This window comes from Streptomyces sp. NPDC023541, from assembly GCF_055559995.1.
In genome coordinates this window covers 267,979-283,768 of record NZ_JBVHJO010000006.1, presented here as the reverse complement: position 1 = coordinate 283,768, position 15,790 = coordinate 267,979, and the positions used below count along the sequence as shown (strand labels likewise).

General features: G+C 72.8%; 14 protein-coding genes and 1 tRNA gene. 2 read left to right on the top strand and 13 right to left on the bottom strand.

All coding sequences use genetic code 11. From position 1 onward, the window contains the following. The first annotated feature begins 257 nt into the window (after window positions 1-257). Window positions 258-1,463 carry a cellulase family glycosylhydrolase gene (locus ACZ3X1_RS17660; protein ID WP_356809870.1) on the top strand — a complete coding sequence of 402 codons (1,206 nt, stop codon included), beginning with the start codon at window positions 258-260 and terminating at the stop codon, window positions 1,461-1,463. Between the two features lie 12 nt (window positions 1,464-1,475). On the opposite strand, the gene ACZ3X1_RS17655 is transcribed toward ACZ3X1_RS17660, so the two are convergent. The 10 genes from ACZ3X1_RS17655 to ACZ3X1_RS17610 all read right to left on the bottom strand — a co-directional run bounded on the left by ACZ3X1_RS17655 (window position 1,476) and on the right by ACZ3X1_RS17610 (window position 12,619). After that, entirely contained in the window at window positions 1,476-2,594 is a 1,119-nt protein-coding gene (locus ACZ3X1_RS17655; RefSeq protein WP_356809872.1) for a glycosyltransferase family 4 protein, read from the bottom strand. Then, complete coding sequence (locus tag ACZ3X1_RS17650; protein ID WP_467280187.1) at window positions 2,591-3,835, bottom strand: polysaccharide pyruvyl transferase family protein; 1,245 nt, start codon at window positions 3,833-3,835, stop codon at window positions 2,591-2,593. Before ACZ3X1_RS17650 ends, ACZ3X1_RS17655 begins: the two co-directional genes overlap by 4 nt. Further along, on the bottom strand, window positions 3,832-5,229 hold the full coding sequence (locus ACZ3X1_RS17645) for a lipopolysaccharide biosynthesis protein (protein WP_467280186.1): 1,398 nt from the start codon (window positions 5,227-5,229) through the stop codon (window positions 3,832-3,834). The genes ACZ3X1_RS17650 and ACZ3X1_RS17645 overlap by 4 nt, the downstream gene beginning before the upstream one ends. Then, the gene (locus ACZ3X1_RS17640; RefSeq protein WP_467280185.1) at window positions 5,222-6,373 is read right to left on the bottom strand and encodes a glycosyltransferase family 4 protein; all 1,152 of its coding nucleotides are present in this window, start codon (window positions 6,371-6,373) and stop codon (window positions 5,222-5,224) included. Before ACZ3X1_RS17640 ends, ACZ3X1_RS17645 begins: the two co-directional genes overlap by 8 nt. Next, on the bottom strand, window positions 6,370-8,661 hold the full coding sequence (locus ACZ3X1_RS17635) for a DUF2206 domain-containing protein (RefSeq protein WP_356809880.1): 2,292 nt from the start codon (window positions 8,659-8,661) through the stop codon (window positions 6,370-6,372). Before ACZ3X1_RS17635 ends, ACZ3X1_RS17640 begins: the two co-directional genes overlap by 4 nt. Next, window positions 8,658-9,788: a glycosyltransferase family 4 protein gene (locus tag ACZ3X1_RS17630; RefSeq protein WP_467280184.1), complete on the bottom strand. Its 1,131-nt coding sequence runs from the start codon at window positions 9,786-9,788 to the stop codon at window positions 8,658-8,660. The genes ACZ3X1_RS17635 and ACZ3X1_RS17630 overlap by 4 nt, the downstream gene beginning before the upstream one ends. Beyond that, window positions 9,788-10,213, bottom strand: a complete 426-nt coding sequence (locus ACZ3X1_RS17625) for a hypothetical protein (protein ID WP_467280182.1) — start codon at window positions 10,211-10,213, stop codon at window positions 9,788-9,790. The genes ACZ3X1_RS17630 and ACZ3X1_RS17625 overlap by 1 nt, the downstream gene beginning before the upstream one ends. Further along, window positions 10,210-10,923: a glycosyltransferase family 2 protein gene (locus tag ACZ3X1_RS17620; RefSeq protein ID WP_356809886.1), complete on the bottom strand. Its 714-nt coding sequence runs from the start codon at window positions 10,921-10,923 to the stop codon at window positions 10,210-10,212. Before ACZ3X1_RS17620 ends, ACZ3X1_RS17625 begins: the two co-directional genes overlap by 4 nt. Before the next feature lie 256 nt (window positions 10,924-11,179). Then, window positions 11,180-12,043 carry a LamG domain-containing protein gene (locus ACZ3X1_RS17615; RefSeq protein WP_356809888.1) on the bottom strand — a complete coding sequence of 288 codons (864 nt, stop codon included), beginning with the start codon at window positions 12,041-12,043 and terminating at the stop codon, window positions 11,180-11,182. A 502-nt stretch (window positions 12,044-12,545) separates the two neighbouring features. Next, window positions 12,546-12,619 (bottom strand) — tRNA-Pro (locus ACZ3X1_RS17610). A 109-nt stretch (window positions 12,620-12,728) separates the two neighbouring features. Here ACZ3X1_RS17610 and ACZ3X1_RS17605 point away from each other — a divergent pair. After that, the gene (locus ACZ3X1_RS17605; RefSeq protein WP_467280180.1) at window positions 12,729-13,208 is read left to right on the top strand and encodes a DUF309 domain-containing protein; all 480 of its coding nucleotides are present in this window, start codon (window positions 12,729-12,731) and stop codon (window positions 13,206-13,208) included. A gap of 63 nt (window positions 13,209-13,271) precedes the next feature. On the opposite strand, the gene ACZ3X1_RS17600 is transcribed toward ACZ3X1_RS17605, so the two are convergent. From ACZ3X1_RS17600 to ACZ3X1_RS17590, 3 genes are read right to left on the bottom strand one after another with little or no spacing between them, the layout of a single operon-like run. Beyond that, a complete protein-coding gene (locus ACZ3X1_RS17600; RefSeq protein ID WP_362623148.1) occupies window positions 13,272-13,667 on the bottom strand; it encodes a VOC family protein in 396 nt (131 codons plus the stop codon). Between the two features lie 4 nt (window positions 13,668-13,671). Continuing rightward, window positions 13,672-14,322, bottom strand: coding sequence for a LutC/YkgG family protein (locus tag ACZ3X1_RS17595; protein WP_390073920.1), 651 nt, complete (start codon window positions 14,320-14,322; stop codon window positions 13,672-13,674). Further along, entirely contained in the window at window positions 14,319-15,782 is a 1,464-nt protein-coding gene (locus ACZ3X1_RS17590) for a lactate utilization protein B (RefSeq protein ID WP_467280319.1), read from the bottom strand. The genes ACZ3X1_RS17595 and ACZ3X1_RS17590 overlap by 4 nt, the downstream gene beginning before the upstream one ends. Window positions 15,783-15,790: the final 8 nt, after the last annotated feature.

The following is a 15,790-nucleotide window of genomic DNA, read 5'->3' as shown; positions in this document are numbered from 1 at the left end:
ACCGATCACGGGTCCGCTGCCCCTGTCCGCCACTTCAACGGCGCCTGCGCACCGTCAGCAGGATCTCCCTCAGTACGGCTGCCGCAGCACGACGGCGGGCCGCCGTCCGATCCGGGGCCCGGCGCACTGACACCGCAGCCGTGGCCCCTGTGGGCGCCGGCGGGGGCCCTCGATGTGCAGCAGCCGGCCGTTCCGGAACGGTCGAGGAGGGCTCGGTCGGGAAACGAGTCGCCGCACGCTTGCCTTAGGGTGACCCCATGGTGGGGCATTCGAGTACACGACAGCGGCTCGTCGTCGCCTTCGTCTCCTTCGTCCTGGCGACCGCCGCGACGGTCGTGGCGGCGGCTTCGTCGACAGGTCCTGCGTCGGACGCCGGCGCGCGGCCCGTCGGCGGGTTCCAGCGGCCGCCCGAGCCGCCCAAGCAGCACGATCTGCGACTCGGCCTCTCCTACGGTGACACCCTCACCTGGAAGTCCGACGACGGCCTGGCCGCCGCCCTCAACGACGCGGTCGGTCTGGGCACCACCTGGATCCGGGTGGACCTGTCCTGGAACAACATCCAGCCGGACAGCCCGCGCACCTACCAGTGGCAGCGCTTCGACCGGATCGTGAAAGCGGCCCGCGAACGCAACCTCGACGTCCTCGCCACCGTCGCCTACACCCCCGCATGGGCAAGGGCCGAGTCCTGCACGGGGCACCGTCCCACGTGTCCGCCTGCCGACCCCAAGAAATTCGCCGCGTTCGCGAAACTCGCCGCCCTGCGCTACGCGCCCCAGGGCGTGCACACGTGGGAGGTCTGGAACGAGCCCAACCTCCCCCAGTTCTGGTACCCCAAGCCCGACGCGAAGGCGTACACCGCCCTGCTCAACTCCACCGCCGCCTCGCTGCGCGAAGCCGACCCGACGGCGTACGTACTGATGGGTGGTCTGGCCGCCGTCGGCACCTGGGAATCCATCAAGTACGTCTCCCACCTGGACTTCCTGGAACAGGTCTGCCGGCTCGGCGGCAACAAGATGGTGGACGCGCTCAGCTACCACCCCTACGCCTGGCCCCAGCTCCCGCACGACGGCAAGGTGTTCCAGGAGGTCAGCAGCGCCGGGGAGAACCTGGTCGGCGTCGCCGAGCGGCACGGGACACCCGGCATGCCGGTGTGGCTGACGGAGACGGGCGCGCCGACCAACGGTCCGGGCAACCCCGCCGCCGACGAGAAGTCCCGGACGGAGAACATCACGCACGTCAGCGAGGAGTTCCAGGCGCGGATCGCCACCGACACCGTGCCGACCGCCGTGAAGGACAAATACGTGGCCGCCGCGTTCTGGTTCGCCCACCAGGACACGGCCACCGGCAACGACAAGAGCCATTCCAAGTACTACGGACTGCGCCGCTACGACGGTTCCGCGAAGCCCGCGTTCGCCGCGCTCCGGGCTGCGATCGAGGAGTACGCGAAGAAGCAGCCCCGCTAGCCCGGCCGGCGGTCACAGCGAGCGGAACAGGTCCACGTACCGGGCCAGGAGGCCGTCCCAGGCGTACCGCTCGCGCGCGGTGCGCAGCCCCGCCTCTCCCAGCCGGTCCGCCAGCGCACCGTCCTCCAGGAGCCGCCGGCAGGCGCCCGCCAGGGCGCCGGGGTCGCCGGGCGGCACCAGCAGACCTGTCCGCCCGTCCTCGACGACGTACGGGATGCCGCCGACCCGCGAGCCCACCACCGGGGTGCCGCAGGCCATCGCCTCGACGAGCACCATGCCGAACGACTCGGCCTCGGTGACGGAGGGCAGGACCAGCACCGCCGCCTCGCGGACCGCCCGGACGAGGGCGGGCCCGGTCAGTTCGCCGGACGCGGTGACCCGGTCCGCGAGCCCGAGGGACGCGGCCAGGGCGAGCTGGTCCGCGACCGCGTCGCCGCCGCCGACCAGGCGCAGCCGGGCACCGGGTACTTCGGCCAGGGAGCGGACGAGGACATCGACCCCCTTCCACGCCGAGGACCGGTCGATCCGGCCGACGTAGAGGAGCGTCGGCGGGCGGGTGGAGGGCGGCGGGCCCGGCGTGAAACGGCCGGTGTCGACGCCGGGGTTGATCTCCAGGGCTCCGGGCCATCCGGCGGCCAGGGAGACGGGGGACACGGCGACGAGGGCGCGGGCCCGGCCGAACACCCGGGGCAGAACCCGGCGTTCGTAGAGACCGATGAGGCGGTCCGCGGCGCCGGTGCCGGGGCCGCCCTTGAGCATCGAGCCGGCGTGGTAGGTGAGCACGGCCGGCCGGTGGCCCGCCACGGCCACGGCGATGTCGCCGAGTCCCGGTACCGGGGCGTGGACGTGGACCACGTCGGCGCCCGTACGGCGCAGCCAGTACCGCAGCTGAAACGGCCACAGGGGGCTCAGGGGGGTGTTGGAAAGCCGGAACCAGGAGCCGAGTCGGACGACCCGCACGCCGTCCTCCAGGCAGGTACGGGTGCGCAACCCGGGCCCGCTGGTGAGGACGACGGCGTCGAGGCCGGGCGCTTCGTGCACGGCCCGGGCGACCCGGGCCGCATACTGCTCGACGCCCCCGACGTGCGGCGGGTAATAGGGGGTGACGACGGCCACCGTGCGGGGGTTCACAGGGCGGCCCGCAGCAGGCCGGGGAAGCCCTCCGCCTCGGCGACGTAGCCGGGCAGGCGGCGCCGCAGCTGCTCGCGGTAGCCGGAGTCGTCCCGGAGCAGCGGTGCGACCAGCGCCCACAGCCGGGGATGGGTGACGTCCTCGATGGCCAGCACGTGGGCGCCGAGGCCGAGGTCGGCCATGATGCCGCGGGTCTTGTGCTCGTACTCGATGGCCACGCAGGGCACGCCGCTGGTCAGGGAGAAGATCACCGAATGGAAGCGGGTGCCGATCAGCAGGGCGCACTCGCGGTAGACGCCCTTCAGATCGCGGTAGTCCACCCGGTCCTCGATCACCAGGGGCGCCGCAGTGCAGTGGGCGGCGATCCGGCGCTCCACGATGCGGTCGTCGTCGCTCAGGTAGTCGGTGCTGACCTGCGGGATCAGCACGACACGCGCTCCGGTGGCCTGGACGGCGTCGATCGTCGCCGCCAGGGCCCGTTCGTACGCGTCCTGGGCGGCCGGGGCCAGCCAGCGCCTGGCCGTGACCCCGACCAGACGCTGCTCGGGTGCGATGCCGAGCCGGGTCCGCCAGTCGGAGGACGGCGGCGGGTCGAACGCGAAGCCCGAGTCGACGCCCCGTGTGACGACCGCGTCGGGCAGGCCGCAGCCGCGCAGCTCGGCCACGCTGACGTCCTCGCGGGCCAGGACGAGCGGGGACCGGCCGAGGGCGCGGGCGACCAGGCGCCGCTGGAGGGACGAGGGGAACGGGCCGTAGGACTGCGGGGCGAAGACGACGGGTACGCCGGCACGCTGGGCGAGCAGCACCGGCAACAGGACGAAGAAGACGTTCTGGTGGCCGTCGAGCCCCGGGCGGGCCAGGACGTACCCGCCTCCGGTGGACACCACCAGGTCGGCGCCGGCCAGGGCGTCCGCCTCGCGCCGGGCCTCGGCGGGCAGGACCCTGCGCAGGACACCGGCCGCGGACCGGGGCAGCAGGAGGAGGCCGGCGGAGGCCGCGCCGACGTACACCTTCCGCAGGATCCGGCGGGAACGCGAAGCGGTGCCGTCGGCGACGTGGCGGCGGATCGATCCGAGGTTCGGGGCGTCCTCGAACGCGGGGTGGACGGCGGGGTCCTCCATGCCGGCGACGCGGACGCAGGCGCCGGGGAACGCCTCGCGGACCTGTCGCAGGCAGACGGAGAGCAGCGCGGCGTCGCCCGCGTTCTCCCGGACGTAGGCGTTGATCACCACGATCTTCACGGGCGGTACCTCTCGGCAGGTGGTGCGGCGGACGGCGCGGCGGCGGAGGGCGGATCCGGGGCCGTCTGCCCGGGCAGGCGCACGGCGCGCAGTTGGAGGGTGTCGACGGGGGACCAGCCCGGTCCGGGGTCGAGGTCCGGTTCCGGCCTGCGGGGCGCGGAGGGCCGGCCGCGCAGCAGGGCGACGGTGGCGAACAGTCCGGCTGCCAGGTTGCCGAGGCCCCAGGCGCAGCCGACCCAGAGCAGCCCGTGCGGCGCCCACCACGCGGACAGGCCGATGGCGGTGCACGCAAGGACGGCGTTGGCGGTGATGAGCTGCTTCATCCGCTGGGCCAGCTTGAGCCCGAAACACGCCCAGGTGTTGAGGGCGACGGCGAGGGCGGCGACGGCGAGCACCCTGAGCAGCCCGCTCGCGGCCGCGGTGTAGCCGCCGCCGAACACCAGCAGGAGCAGCCCGCTGCCGAGCGCGACGACGGCGACGGCGGGGACCTGCACCGCGGCGATGATCTTCGCGGAGCGGCGCAGGAGTTCGCCGAACCGGGACGGGTCGGAAGAGACCTCGGCGAAGACGGCCTCGCCCACGGCGGTGGAGACGGAGTTCAGGAGGGCGGCGATCTGGAAGGCGACGAAGTAGTAGCCGGCTTCGGCGGCGCCCAGCTTCTGGAGCACGATCAGCGGAGTGACCAGGACGGGCGCCAGGTTGATCAGGCTGGAGATGTAACTGGCGACGGAGAAGCGCAGTTGCTCGCGCAGTCGGGTGCCGCGGGTGCGGAAGTCGAAGCGGAAGCCGAGGCGGCGCCGGAGCAGCAGCAGGGCCGCGGCGCCGGCGACCGCGTAGCCGATGCCCGCCGAGCCGAGGATTCCGGCCGCGCCGAACCCGACCAGGGCGACGGGCGCGGCGAGTTTGGCGAGGCCTTGGAGGATCCCGTCGAGCAGCACGTTGTACTGGGCCATGCGGGCGCTGATGAAGACCGACTTGACCAGGAGGTTCAGCGCGGCACAGGCGCAGGACAGGACGAAGAGGGCGGCGAGGTGCGCGTGGTCGCGGACGAACAGCAGCTTGTGCCCGTACCAGGGCAGCCCGAGCAGATAGATCCCGGCGGCGACGCAGGAGACCAGCAGCACCAGCACGGTGGAATGGGTGATCTGGCCGTTGCGGGCCCTGCCCTCGGCGGGGAAGCGGATCAGGGTGCTGTTGAGGCCGAACATGCTGAGGTAGGAGAGCAACGCGGTCGCGGAGATCAGCGAGGTGGCCAGCCCGACCTGCTCGGGCGGGTAGAAGCGGGCCACGACCACCCAGAAGAGGAAGCTCAGGCCGGCCGTCGTGACGGTGGACGCCAGCAGGAAGAACGAGCTCCGGAACATCTGGTCCGCGGGCCGGGCGTGCTTACCCACGGCCGGCGTCCCCGTAGTGCCCGAGCAGCGCCGTCACGTGCCGGTCCCAGCCGAAGGACGCCTCGGCGAACGCGCGGGCGGCAGCTCCCGTCGCCGCCCGCCCGGCAGGGTCCGCGACCAGGCCGTCGAGCGCGGCGCGCAGCGCGGGGACGGTACGGGGCACGAGCAGGGCGACGCCGCGGTCCAGGCCGTACGGGGCGTATCCGGGGTCGTCGGTCGTGACGACGGGCAGGCCCGAGGCCATGGCCTCCTGGACGGTCAGCGGGAAGCCCTCGGCGGTGGAGGGCAGGGCGAACACGTCGCACGCGCGGTAGGCGTCGGCGAGGTCGTCGGCGGACAGGGAGCCGAGGTAGTGGACGCCGGAGCGTCCGGCGAGGGCCGCGGCGTCCCCGTCACCGGCGAACACGAGGTCGTATGCGGCGTCGCCGGCGTGGGCGTCGAGGAGGAGGTCGTACCCCTTCTTGGGGACGAGCCGGCCCGCGAAGAGCACCAGGGTGCGTCCGGTCGGCAGGCCGAGCCGCGCGCGAGCCGCGGCGCGCTCCGCGGGGTCGGCGGGCGGCCGGAAGAGGCCGGTGTCCACGCCGTTGGCGAGGTGGTGGCGGGCCTCGGCGCGGGCGCCGAGCTTCCGGACGAAGGCGGCGACGTCGGCGTTGACGGTGAGCACCCGGCGGGCGCGGCGGAGCTGGGGCCGGCCCGCAACGGCGTAGACGGCCCGCTGGACGGCGCGTACGAGGGCCGAGGGGTGCGCCACCAGGCCGACGTGCTGGGTCACCACGGTGGGGGTGCGGGTGGCGGCCGCGGCGAGTCCGGCTGCCCAGGAGGAGGCGTAGAGGCAGTCGTGGACGTGGACGACGTCGGCGTGGCGGGCCCAGCGCAGGGCTGCGGGCAGCAGGGCCGGCGAGAACAGCGGGAAGGGGACGCCCGACCGGCGCTCCACCACGTTGGACGCGGCGACGCGTACGACGCGGACGCCGTCCTCGTGGTGGATCCCGGCATGGTCGCCACTGGTGAGGACGGTGACCTCGGCGCCGTGCCGGGCGAGGTGGAGCGCTTCGTTGCGGACGACGTTCTCGATGCCGCCCAGATGCGGCCGGTAGTAGTGGCTGACGAGCAGGACCCGGGGCCGGCGCCGGACGTGGTTCATCGGTAGACCACCGCCCCTTCGTTGCTGTAGATCAGGTTGCGTGTGGTGTCGAGGAGATCGCGCGGATACCGGTACGTCACGAGGTCGCCCCGGAAGAATATGGTGACCTCGTCCTTGCGGGTCGGCGTGGACCCGAGCAGTACGTAGGACTGGGACCGCAGCAGCGCGGGGTGGACGCTGTCCTGCGTGCGGACGGTGAAGAGGGTCTGGAGACGGCTGAAGGAGTACCGGTCGGTCTGTACGACGAGGTCGTCGCCCGCAGCCCGATGGTTGAGCCACATGGCGGCCCGCCGGTCCTCGGCGTGCGGGTAGTAGATGTCGTAGGCGGGACCGGAATTGCTGAGCGCGAGCTGCGCGGGGTAGCCGCCGAGTGCCTTGGGGACGGCCCCGGTCAGGTCGAGCAGCAGCCCGGCGACGAGGACGCACAGCAAGGGGACGGCGCGGCGGCCGGCCCGGCGCACCGCCCACAGGGCGCCGACGGCGATGAACGGGGCGAAGAACAACAGGCCCTGCTGGAAAGCGCGGAGCACGCTGTAGTCGACCGACAGCTGCGGCACCAGGGTGAACAGGCCCATCATCGCGAGGGCGCCCACGGTCAGGGTGATCTGGTCGCGGACGGGCGTGAACGGGCTGCTGCGGCCACGCAGGGCGATCACGAACCCGACCAGGACCAGGACCTGGAGCAGCAGGGCGGCGGCCTGCCGAAGCACCCCGTTGAGGGCGGGCACGCTCAAGCCGACGGTGTCCAGCGCCCGGCCGACGGGGGTGAGCGGCAGGTTCTCCTTCTCGGCCACGGGCGTGGGGTACTTCGCGAGGGCCTCCAGCGGCAGGTACTTGCCGTCGGCCCGGTCGGCCCGGGTGTGGCCGATGGTGTCCTCGCGGTATTCGGCGAGCCGCTCCTCGGGGGTGGCTCCGGCGCCGCCGAGGAGGCTGTAGCGGGTGTCGGAGGAGCCTCCGCGGGCGTCGCCTGACCCGAACAGGTCGCTCGCGACGACGCGCAACGTGCTTTCGAGCTGGCCACCGGTGTGGGTGAGGGGGCCGGCCCATAGCAGGGCGAGAACGGCCGGTACGGCCACGGTCCACCAGGTGAGGAACGTCCGCATCCGGCCTTGGCCGCCGGTGCGCTGCGGGCGGGCACGGCCCGGCCGGGAGGCCGCCCGCCAGACCTTGTCCACGGCGAACGCGCTCGCCAGGGTGCCGACGATCACGTAGATCGTCGAGTAGTGGGACAGGACCACTCCGGCGAGCAGCACGGTGAACACCGCGCGCCGCAGGGGCAGCGGGCGCCGGGAATCCGTCAGGACGAGCATCGCGCAGGCCAGGAGCAGGAAGGCGATGGCCTGCCGGCCCAGGAACGGCATGTCGGTGAAGAAGGTCGGGAACGCCATGAAGAACACGGCGGAGAGCAGCGCCACGAGCGGTGGCGCCACATTGCGCACCGCGCGATGGACGAGCACCGGGGTCAGGGCGAAAAGCAGCGGCAGGACGGCCTTGAAGACGTAGATGTCCTCGATGCCCGTGAGTCGGAAGACGCTCACCGGGAGCAGGGTGATGCTCAGGCACGCGTTGTACGGGTCGGTGTAGGCGGAGATGTCCCAGAAACCGCCGCCGAGGGTGAGCCGGAAGTAGAGGTACTCACGCTGGATGTCGTGCCCGGTGATGTACCAGCCGCGCAGGGAGGTGAGCAGCAGCAGGGTGGCGGAAGCGGCGTAGATACCGGCCTCCAGGACGATCGGGGAGCAGCGTGCGTGGCGAAGGAGCAGCAGGACGATCAGCGCCGTGACGACGACCAGAGCAGCCGTGCTGACGGCGCCGCCCAGGCCGTTGTTGAGCCTGATCGGACCGGCCACGGAGAGCAGCAGCGCGACTCCGGCCGCCCAGGCCACAGGGCGGGCGCCGCTCAGGGGTGCGCCGCGCAGCAGGGGCCGTGGTGACTGGGGGGCGAGAATGCCGAGGACGAGGAGCACGAGGGTCGTCGCCGAGGCCAGCACCAGCCGGGTCAGGGGCCGTTCCACGCCGAGCAGCGGAAGCACGGTGTTGACGCCCAGCGCCACGAGGATGTCGAGGAGCACGGCGAGGCCGGCTGCCAGCAGGAGGGAGCCGCTGCGGGTGGAGACCACTTTGTCGGTGACGCCGCGCAGCAGCAGGGCAGGCGCGGCGAAGAGCAGCCACAGGCCGACCGGCGCGAGCAGGAGGGCGGGGACGCCGGGCAGCGTCTCGACGGCGCAGGCGGGACCGAGGCTGAGCAGGACGCCGAGCCGTCCGCGCACCCAGGTGGGCGGTTTCATATGCCTGCCTTCCGGTACACGAGCTCCACCTGCCGGGTGACTTCCTCCCAGGTGTGGCGGCGGGCCCGCTCGGCGCTGCGGCCGGCCAGCCGGTCGCGCAGGCCGGGGTCGGACGCGAGGCGGTCCACGGCGGCGGCGAGCGAGGACGGGTCCGGTGCGGCCAGCAGGCCGACGCCGCGCAGCAGTTCCGCGTTGCCGGGGACATCGGTGGCCAGGACGGGCAGGGAAGCAGCCATGGCTTCCAGCGCGGCGAGGGGCATGCCCTCGCGGTCGGAGGGCAGGACGAAGACGTCGGCGTCCGCGTAGGCGGCGAGGAGGTCCCCGTCGTGCAGGGGCCCGGTGAACTCGACGCGCTCGCCGAGGCCGAGTCCGGCGGCGCGGGCCCGCAGGTCGGCGTCGAGCTCGCCGCCGCCGACGACGCGGAGCCTGAGCGGGGACTGGGCCAGGCTGATCGCGTCGAGCAGGCGCGCGATGTTCTTCTGGGCGCTGAGGCGGCCGACGTAGAGCAGCCGCAGGGGCCGGGGGACGGCGGTCGTGGTGGCCGCGTCGACAGGGGCGGTGGCAGGAGCGGGAGCGGGACGGAAGAACTCCGGGCCGACTCCGTTGGGCACCACGTGCACGCGCGCGGGCGGCACCCGGTAGGCCTCCTCGACGAAGCGGGCCTGCTGCTCGGTCAGCACGATGACCGCCGCGGCGGCGCGGGCGACGCGTCCGAAGACGTGCTTCTTGTAGGCGGGCAGGAGTCCGCCGAGGCGCCCGCTGGCGTCCACGTCGAGGTGGAAGTGGAGTACGAACGGCTGTCGGCGCAGCCGGGCGGCGAGTGCCACGGTCTCCGGCAGCAGCGCGTGCGCGCAGTGCGCGTGCAGCACGGCGCCGCGCGGTGCTGTCAGGAGCGAGCCGAGGAGCCCGGGCGCGATCGCGGTGTGGGCGAACTCGGCGGCGCGGTGCCTGCGCACGGTGACGCCGTCCTCCCGGGCCCGCCGTGGTGCGCCGCCGGAACCGAGCGTGGTGGTGACGACGCGGACGTCGTGGCGTTGGGCGAGGCGGCGCGACAGGTGCAGCACGACGCGCTCGAGGCCGCCGAGGTGCGGGGGGTAGTACGGGGTGATCTGGACAACGGTGCGCATCAGAGTTCCGGGGGCCGGCCGAAGCGGAAGTGAAGGGTCTGGGGATGCCCGGTGAGCGAGACCCGGACCAGGGCGACGTCGGTCCCCTTGGCGCGGATCCGCGCCGTGACCGGGACCGCGGCGCCCTGGTGGGGTTCGACGGGGTAGGTCTCGGTCGCCAGCACCTTGCCGTTCGCGGCCTCCACGGTGAGCGTCGCGACCAGCGACCGGGCTCCGGAGCCGTGGTCGTTCACTGCGAAGGGAACGAGGACGCTCGCTCCGTCGAAGCGCGGGTCCTCGGTGAAGTAGAGCTCGATGTAGGCGGCTTGCCGGCGGGTGAACGAGTCCAGCAGGACCGTCCGCACGGGCGGCAGCGACCAGGCGCCCGCGCACAGGACGGCCGTCACCGCGAATACCAGGGCCGCTCGGATCAGACGCTTCCTCATGCGGGGGTGTGCCGCCGTTCGTAGCGCGCGGGGCGCTCCCCGCCGGACCGGCGGAAGCGGTGCTCGAAGAGCTGGCGCAGGTTGGCCATCCCGTCGGGCAGCGCGTTGAGCTTCACCTCGCCCTGGCGGTTGCGGTACTCGATGGGCACTTCGAGGTACCGGTAGCCGGCCTGGGTCGCGGCGTTCTTGATCTCCTGGGAGAAGGCCATGCCGGTCGACTTCACCTCCACGCCGTCCCAGACGTAGCGCCGGAAGACCCACATGCCGGACTGCGAGTCGCGCAGTCCGTTGCGGAACAGGGCCCGGCTCAGGGCGCTCAGCGCGTAGTTGGCGACGGTGTGGGACCGCTTCATCGCCGAGCGGTTCTCGCGGCGGAGCCGGTTGGTCGTCATGAACTCGACGTCCGCCTCGGTCAAGGTGCCCAGCAGCTCGGGCAGCGAGTCGAACGGGTAGGTGCAGTCGGCGTCGCCGGTCGCTATGACGTCGCCCTTCGCCGCGCGGAACCCGGCGTGGTAAGCGTTGCCGTACCCCCGCTCCGGCTGGGAGACGACGGTGGCGCCGAGCGCGGCGGCCACCGCGGCGGTGTCGTCGGTGGAAGCGTTGTCGACGACGATGACCTCGGTCTCCCAGCCCAGAGCGTGGAGCGCGCCCGTGGGCACCGAGTTGACCACGGTGGGCAGGTTGGGCGCTTCGTTGAGCGCGGGAATCACGACGGAAAGCGTATTCAATTCATCCCCCGGTACCGGACCAGAACGGCGGCCGTGCGAGCGCCGCGGCAACTGAGGGCCTTCACATCGTGGAGTCTCGGCCGCACACGTCGAGCCGGGCGGTCTGCTGGGTGCTTCTGCTGCGGACGTCAACCCGGCATCCGGGCCAGCGGTGACCCTATCCGACGCGTGAGACACAGATCCACCAGGGTGACCCACCCGTACTGATCGAATTTCAGCGAATTCGGTCCGAAAGGGGCTAACCGACCAGCCATGAACCGACAGGCTTGATCTCCTTGTCGAGCTTGCCGCCCTTCAGTGCGAGAACCTGATCGGCAGTCAGCGGCTTGTCCCACACCAGCACGTGTCCGATGACGCCGGCCCAGGGCCCGCTCCAGATCCCGTGGTGGCGGGAGCGGCCCAGCTGCAGCGGCCCCTGGCCCGACCAGGCGGCCGCCACCGGGGCACGGCCGGCCTCCTTGCCGTCGACGTACAGCGTCAACGTCTTGCCCTGGGCGTCGTACACCCCGGTCAGCAGGGCCCAGGCGCGGACCGTGTTGAGACCGTCCGAGGTGGCGGCCACGGCGGTGGAGGCCGCACCCTTCTCGTCGGTCTGCATCCGGAACACCCAGGACTTCTTGCCATTGCTGTCCTCGCGGCCCAACTCGAATGAGTACGAGGTGCCGTCGCCCTGGCTGATGGCGAACCGCGAACCGCCGTCGGCCTCGTTGTAGACCCAGGCGGAGACGGTGAAGCTCTTGGACGCGTCGACGACCGGCTCGGCGGCCTGCGCGTACGAGTTGCCGTTGCTGCGCAGGCGCAGCACGTTGCCGTTGTCCACCTTGCCGAGAACCGCGTCGGGGCTGAGCGCGATGTTGACCTGGCCGGAACGGTCGCGCAACAGGTTCGGCTCGCCGGGGACGGTGGGCGCGTTGGTGTCCTGGCCGGGCGCGGCGGTCGCCGACCGCGAGGCGTCGCCGGGGCCGGGGGCCTTCCCCTCCTTGTCGCCCCTGTCCAGGATGAAGAGGCCGGCACCGACGCCGAGGGTGCACGCCGCAACCGTGATCGCGGCCATCCACATCCGCTTGCGCCTGCGCTGCTGCGACTCCGAACGGTCCGCCATCGCCTGCCAGTCGGGCTGAGGCGGAGGCGTGAACCCGGCCAACTGCGGCTCCGGTTGGGGCTGCAGGTGCGGCTGCTGGGCCTGGGGTGCCTGGGGGTGGTGCGGCGCCTCTCCGGCAGTGCCCGACTGGGACAGTGGCTGCTGGTACGGATTGGGCTGCCAAGCCTGCGGAAAACCGTAACCGCCGGGCGTCCCTTGGGGATAGCCATAGCCCGCCTGCCCCCCAGCGGGGTCCGGCTGGGCTGTGCTCGGGCGATCCGTACCGTCAGTCATGGGACGGATCGTAAAACATGACAGGCGGACCGCCACCAGACGGTACGGCACGAACTCCGACGGGCCGCCTCGGGCGGAGGACCCGGCCGCCGACCGCGTCGCAGGAACGCCGGACACGGTTCCCCGGACACCCCCGGCGCGGCCTGCACCCGACACCATGACCCCGAAAACGATCAAGGGATCGCTTCAGATTGCTCTGAAGCGATCCCTGATCTGCGACTTCGAAAAGTCGGGACGACAGGATTTGAACCTGCGACCCCTTGACCCCCAGTCAAGTGCGCTACCAAGCTGCGCCACGTCCCGATGTACCTTCGACCTGCGGGTTTCCCCGTGCTCGGCGGCACATGCAGAACATTACCCCACGCCGAGGGGTGTACATGCACGGGTAATCGGCGAGGGGGAGGATGGGGTGGTGAACGCACGGGATCGGGACGTTGAGGGGCGGGCGAGGAACGCCCGGCCGAGGGATGGGCTGGGGCGGCCGCTCGACTACGGCGCGCCCGGAGTGGAGCGGCAGCCCGAGGGGGTCGTGCGCTCGCCCGCGGAGACGGTGCGGGAGGCGCAGCGGCTGCTGGACGCCGGAATGCCGTTCCATGCGCACGAGGTGTTCGAGGACGCGTGGAAGTCGGGCCCGCAGGCCTCGGCCCCCCTGTGGCGGGGGCTCGCGCAGCTCGCGGTCGGGCTGACGCACGCCGCCCGGGGCAATGCCGGGGGCGGGGCGCGGCTGCTGCGGCGCGGGGCCGACGCGATCGAGGGGCTGGCCGGAGCCCCGTACGGGATCGACGTAGCGGGCCTGGTCCGGTGGGCCCGGGAACTGGCGGGCCGGGTGGAGGGGGCCGGCCGGGCCGTCGACGCCGCACCGGAGGCCCCGCGCCTGGGCGGCGCCCCGTAGGCCGTCTCTTTCGGATCTTGCCGGGTCCGGCCGACAAGATCCGAAGGAGACGGCCTGGAGGTTCTACGGAAGGGCGGGCTGGAGGAGGTCCCAGCGGTTGCCGTACAGGTCTTCGAAGACGGCTACGGAGCCGTACGGCTCGTGGCGCGGGGTCTCCAGGAAGCGGACGCCCTCCGCGGTCATCCGGGCGTGGTCACGGGCGAAGTCGTCGGTGTACAGGAAGAAGCCGACGCGGCCGCCGGTCTGGTCGCCGACGCGGGAGCGCTGGGCGTCGTCCTTGGCGCGGGCCAGCAGCAGGGCGGATTCGGTGGCGCCGGGCGGGCGGACGACCACCCAGCGGGAGCCGTCCGGGCGGGCCGTGTCCTCGGCCAGGTCGAAGCCGAGGGCCCGCGTGTAGAAGTCGATGGCCTCGTCGTAGTCGTGCACCACGAGGGCGGTCAGGGCGATGTGGGATGGCATGCCCTCATTGTGTGCCGACGAGGACGACCTCCAGGGTGCGGGGCCCGTGTACGCCTTCCACCCGGTCCAGCTCGATGTCGCTGGTGGCGGAGGGTCCCGAGATCCAGGTCAGGGGGCGGGCGGGGTCGAGCGCTTCCAGGGCCTGCGGTACGGAGTCCACCACCTGGTCCGGTACGCGGATCACGCAGACGTGGTGGTCCGGGATCAGGGTGATGCGGCGCCGGCCCTGGTCGGGGGCGCCGTCGAGAACGAGGGTTCCGGTCTCGGCGACGGCCAGGGCGCAGCCGGTGACCACGCTGTCGACCCGGTCCAGTTCCCGCGGGGTGGAGGCCTCGCGGTCGTGGACAGGGGTCTGGTCGGCCGCGGAGAGCCAGTACGGGGGCAGTGCGGGCGGGACGAGGACGCTGCGGGAGCCGCGTTCGTCCAGCAGTCGGGCCAGCAGGAGCGGCAGCCCCTCCTCGTCGGTGCGGTGGACCCGCGCCCGGTATTCGGCGAGGTTCGCCGCCAGCAGGTCGACGCGCTCGCGCGGGGTCCGTGTGCCGTGCACGCGCAGGTAGTCCCGCGGGATCTCCCGAGCGGCGAGGGCGTCCGGACCCGACTGCGGCTGCGGCACGGCCCGGCGGATGCGGGACAGGATGCGGTCCTTGCTGGTCATCGCCTGGTTCCCCGTTCTCGGGTCCACCAGTCGCGGAACGACTCGGCGGGTACGGACGGCAGCTCGCGCGTGTCGGTCCAGGCCCGGCCGGGGCCGGGCAGCCGGCGCGGCGCCAGCCTTCGGGCACGGGCCAGCAGGCGCTCCCCCGCACGCAGGGCCCCGGGGCGGTCCAGGAGCAGGCGCGCGGCGCGCATGGCGGCGCGTTCGGCGGTGTGCCCGTGCGCGGGGCGGATCCGGACCCGGATGCCGTCCCGGGTCACGGGGCCGCCCTGGGCCACCCGTTCGCGGAGGTGGACGAGGATCTCGGGGATGTCGATGGCGACCGGGCAGACCTCGTAGCACGCCCCGCACAGGGTGGAGGCGAAGGGCAGTGAGGCGTAGATCTCGCTGTCGGTGCCGCGCAGTTGGGGGCTGAGGACGGCGCCGATGGGGCCGGGGTAGACCGATCCGTAGGCGTGGCCGCCGGCGCGCTCGTAGACGGGGCAGACGTTGAGGCAGGCGGAACAGCGGATGCAGCGCAGGGCCTGGCGGCCGGTCTCGTCGGCGAGGGTGTCGGTGCGGCCGTTGTCGAGGAGGACGAGGTGGAAGGCGGAGGGCCCGTCGCCGTCCGCCCCTCGCGACGGGCCCAGCCCCGTCCACATCGTCGTGTACGGGTTCATGCGCTCGGCCGTCGAGGAGCGCGGCAGGGTCTGGAGGAAGATCTCCAGGTCGCGGAAGGTGGGGACGACCTTCTCGATGCCCACGACCGAGATCAGGGTCTCGGGGAGGGTCAGGCACATCCGGCCGTTGCCCTCGGACTCGACGACGACCATGGTGCCGGTCTCGGCAACCATGAAATTGGCGCCGGAGACGGCGACTTTGGCGCGCAGGAACTTCTCGCGCAGGTGCAGGCGGGCCGCCTCGGCCAGTTCCCGCGGGTCGTCGCCGAGCCGGTCGGGTGCCGGGCGGCCCCAATGGCCCATCTCGGCGCGGAAGATGTCGCGGATCTCGGCGCGGTTGCGGTGGATGGCGGGGACCAGGATGTGCGAGGGCCGGTCGTGGCCGAGCTGCACGATGAGTTCGGCGAGGTCGGTCTCGTAGGCGGCGATCCCGGCGGCTTCCAGGGCCTCGTTGAGGCCGATCTCCTGGGTGGCCATCGACTTGACCTTGACGACCTCGCGCTCGCCGGTCGCGCGGACGAGTTCCGTGACGATCCGGTTGGCCTCGTCCGCGTCGACGGCCCAGTGGACGGTGCCGCCCGCGGCCGTCACCGCCTCCTCCAGCTGGAGCAGGTAGCGGTCGAGATGGCGCAGGGTGTGGTCCTTCACGGCCGCGCCCGCCGCGCGCAGCCGGTCCCAGTCCGCCAGCTCGGCGACGGCCCGCGCCCGCTTGTCGCGGATGGTGTGCGTGGCGTGCCGGAGGTTGGCCCGCAGCACGCCGTCCCGTACCGCCTCGCGCGCGGCGACGGGGAAGGCGGGCATTGCGAGGT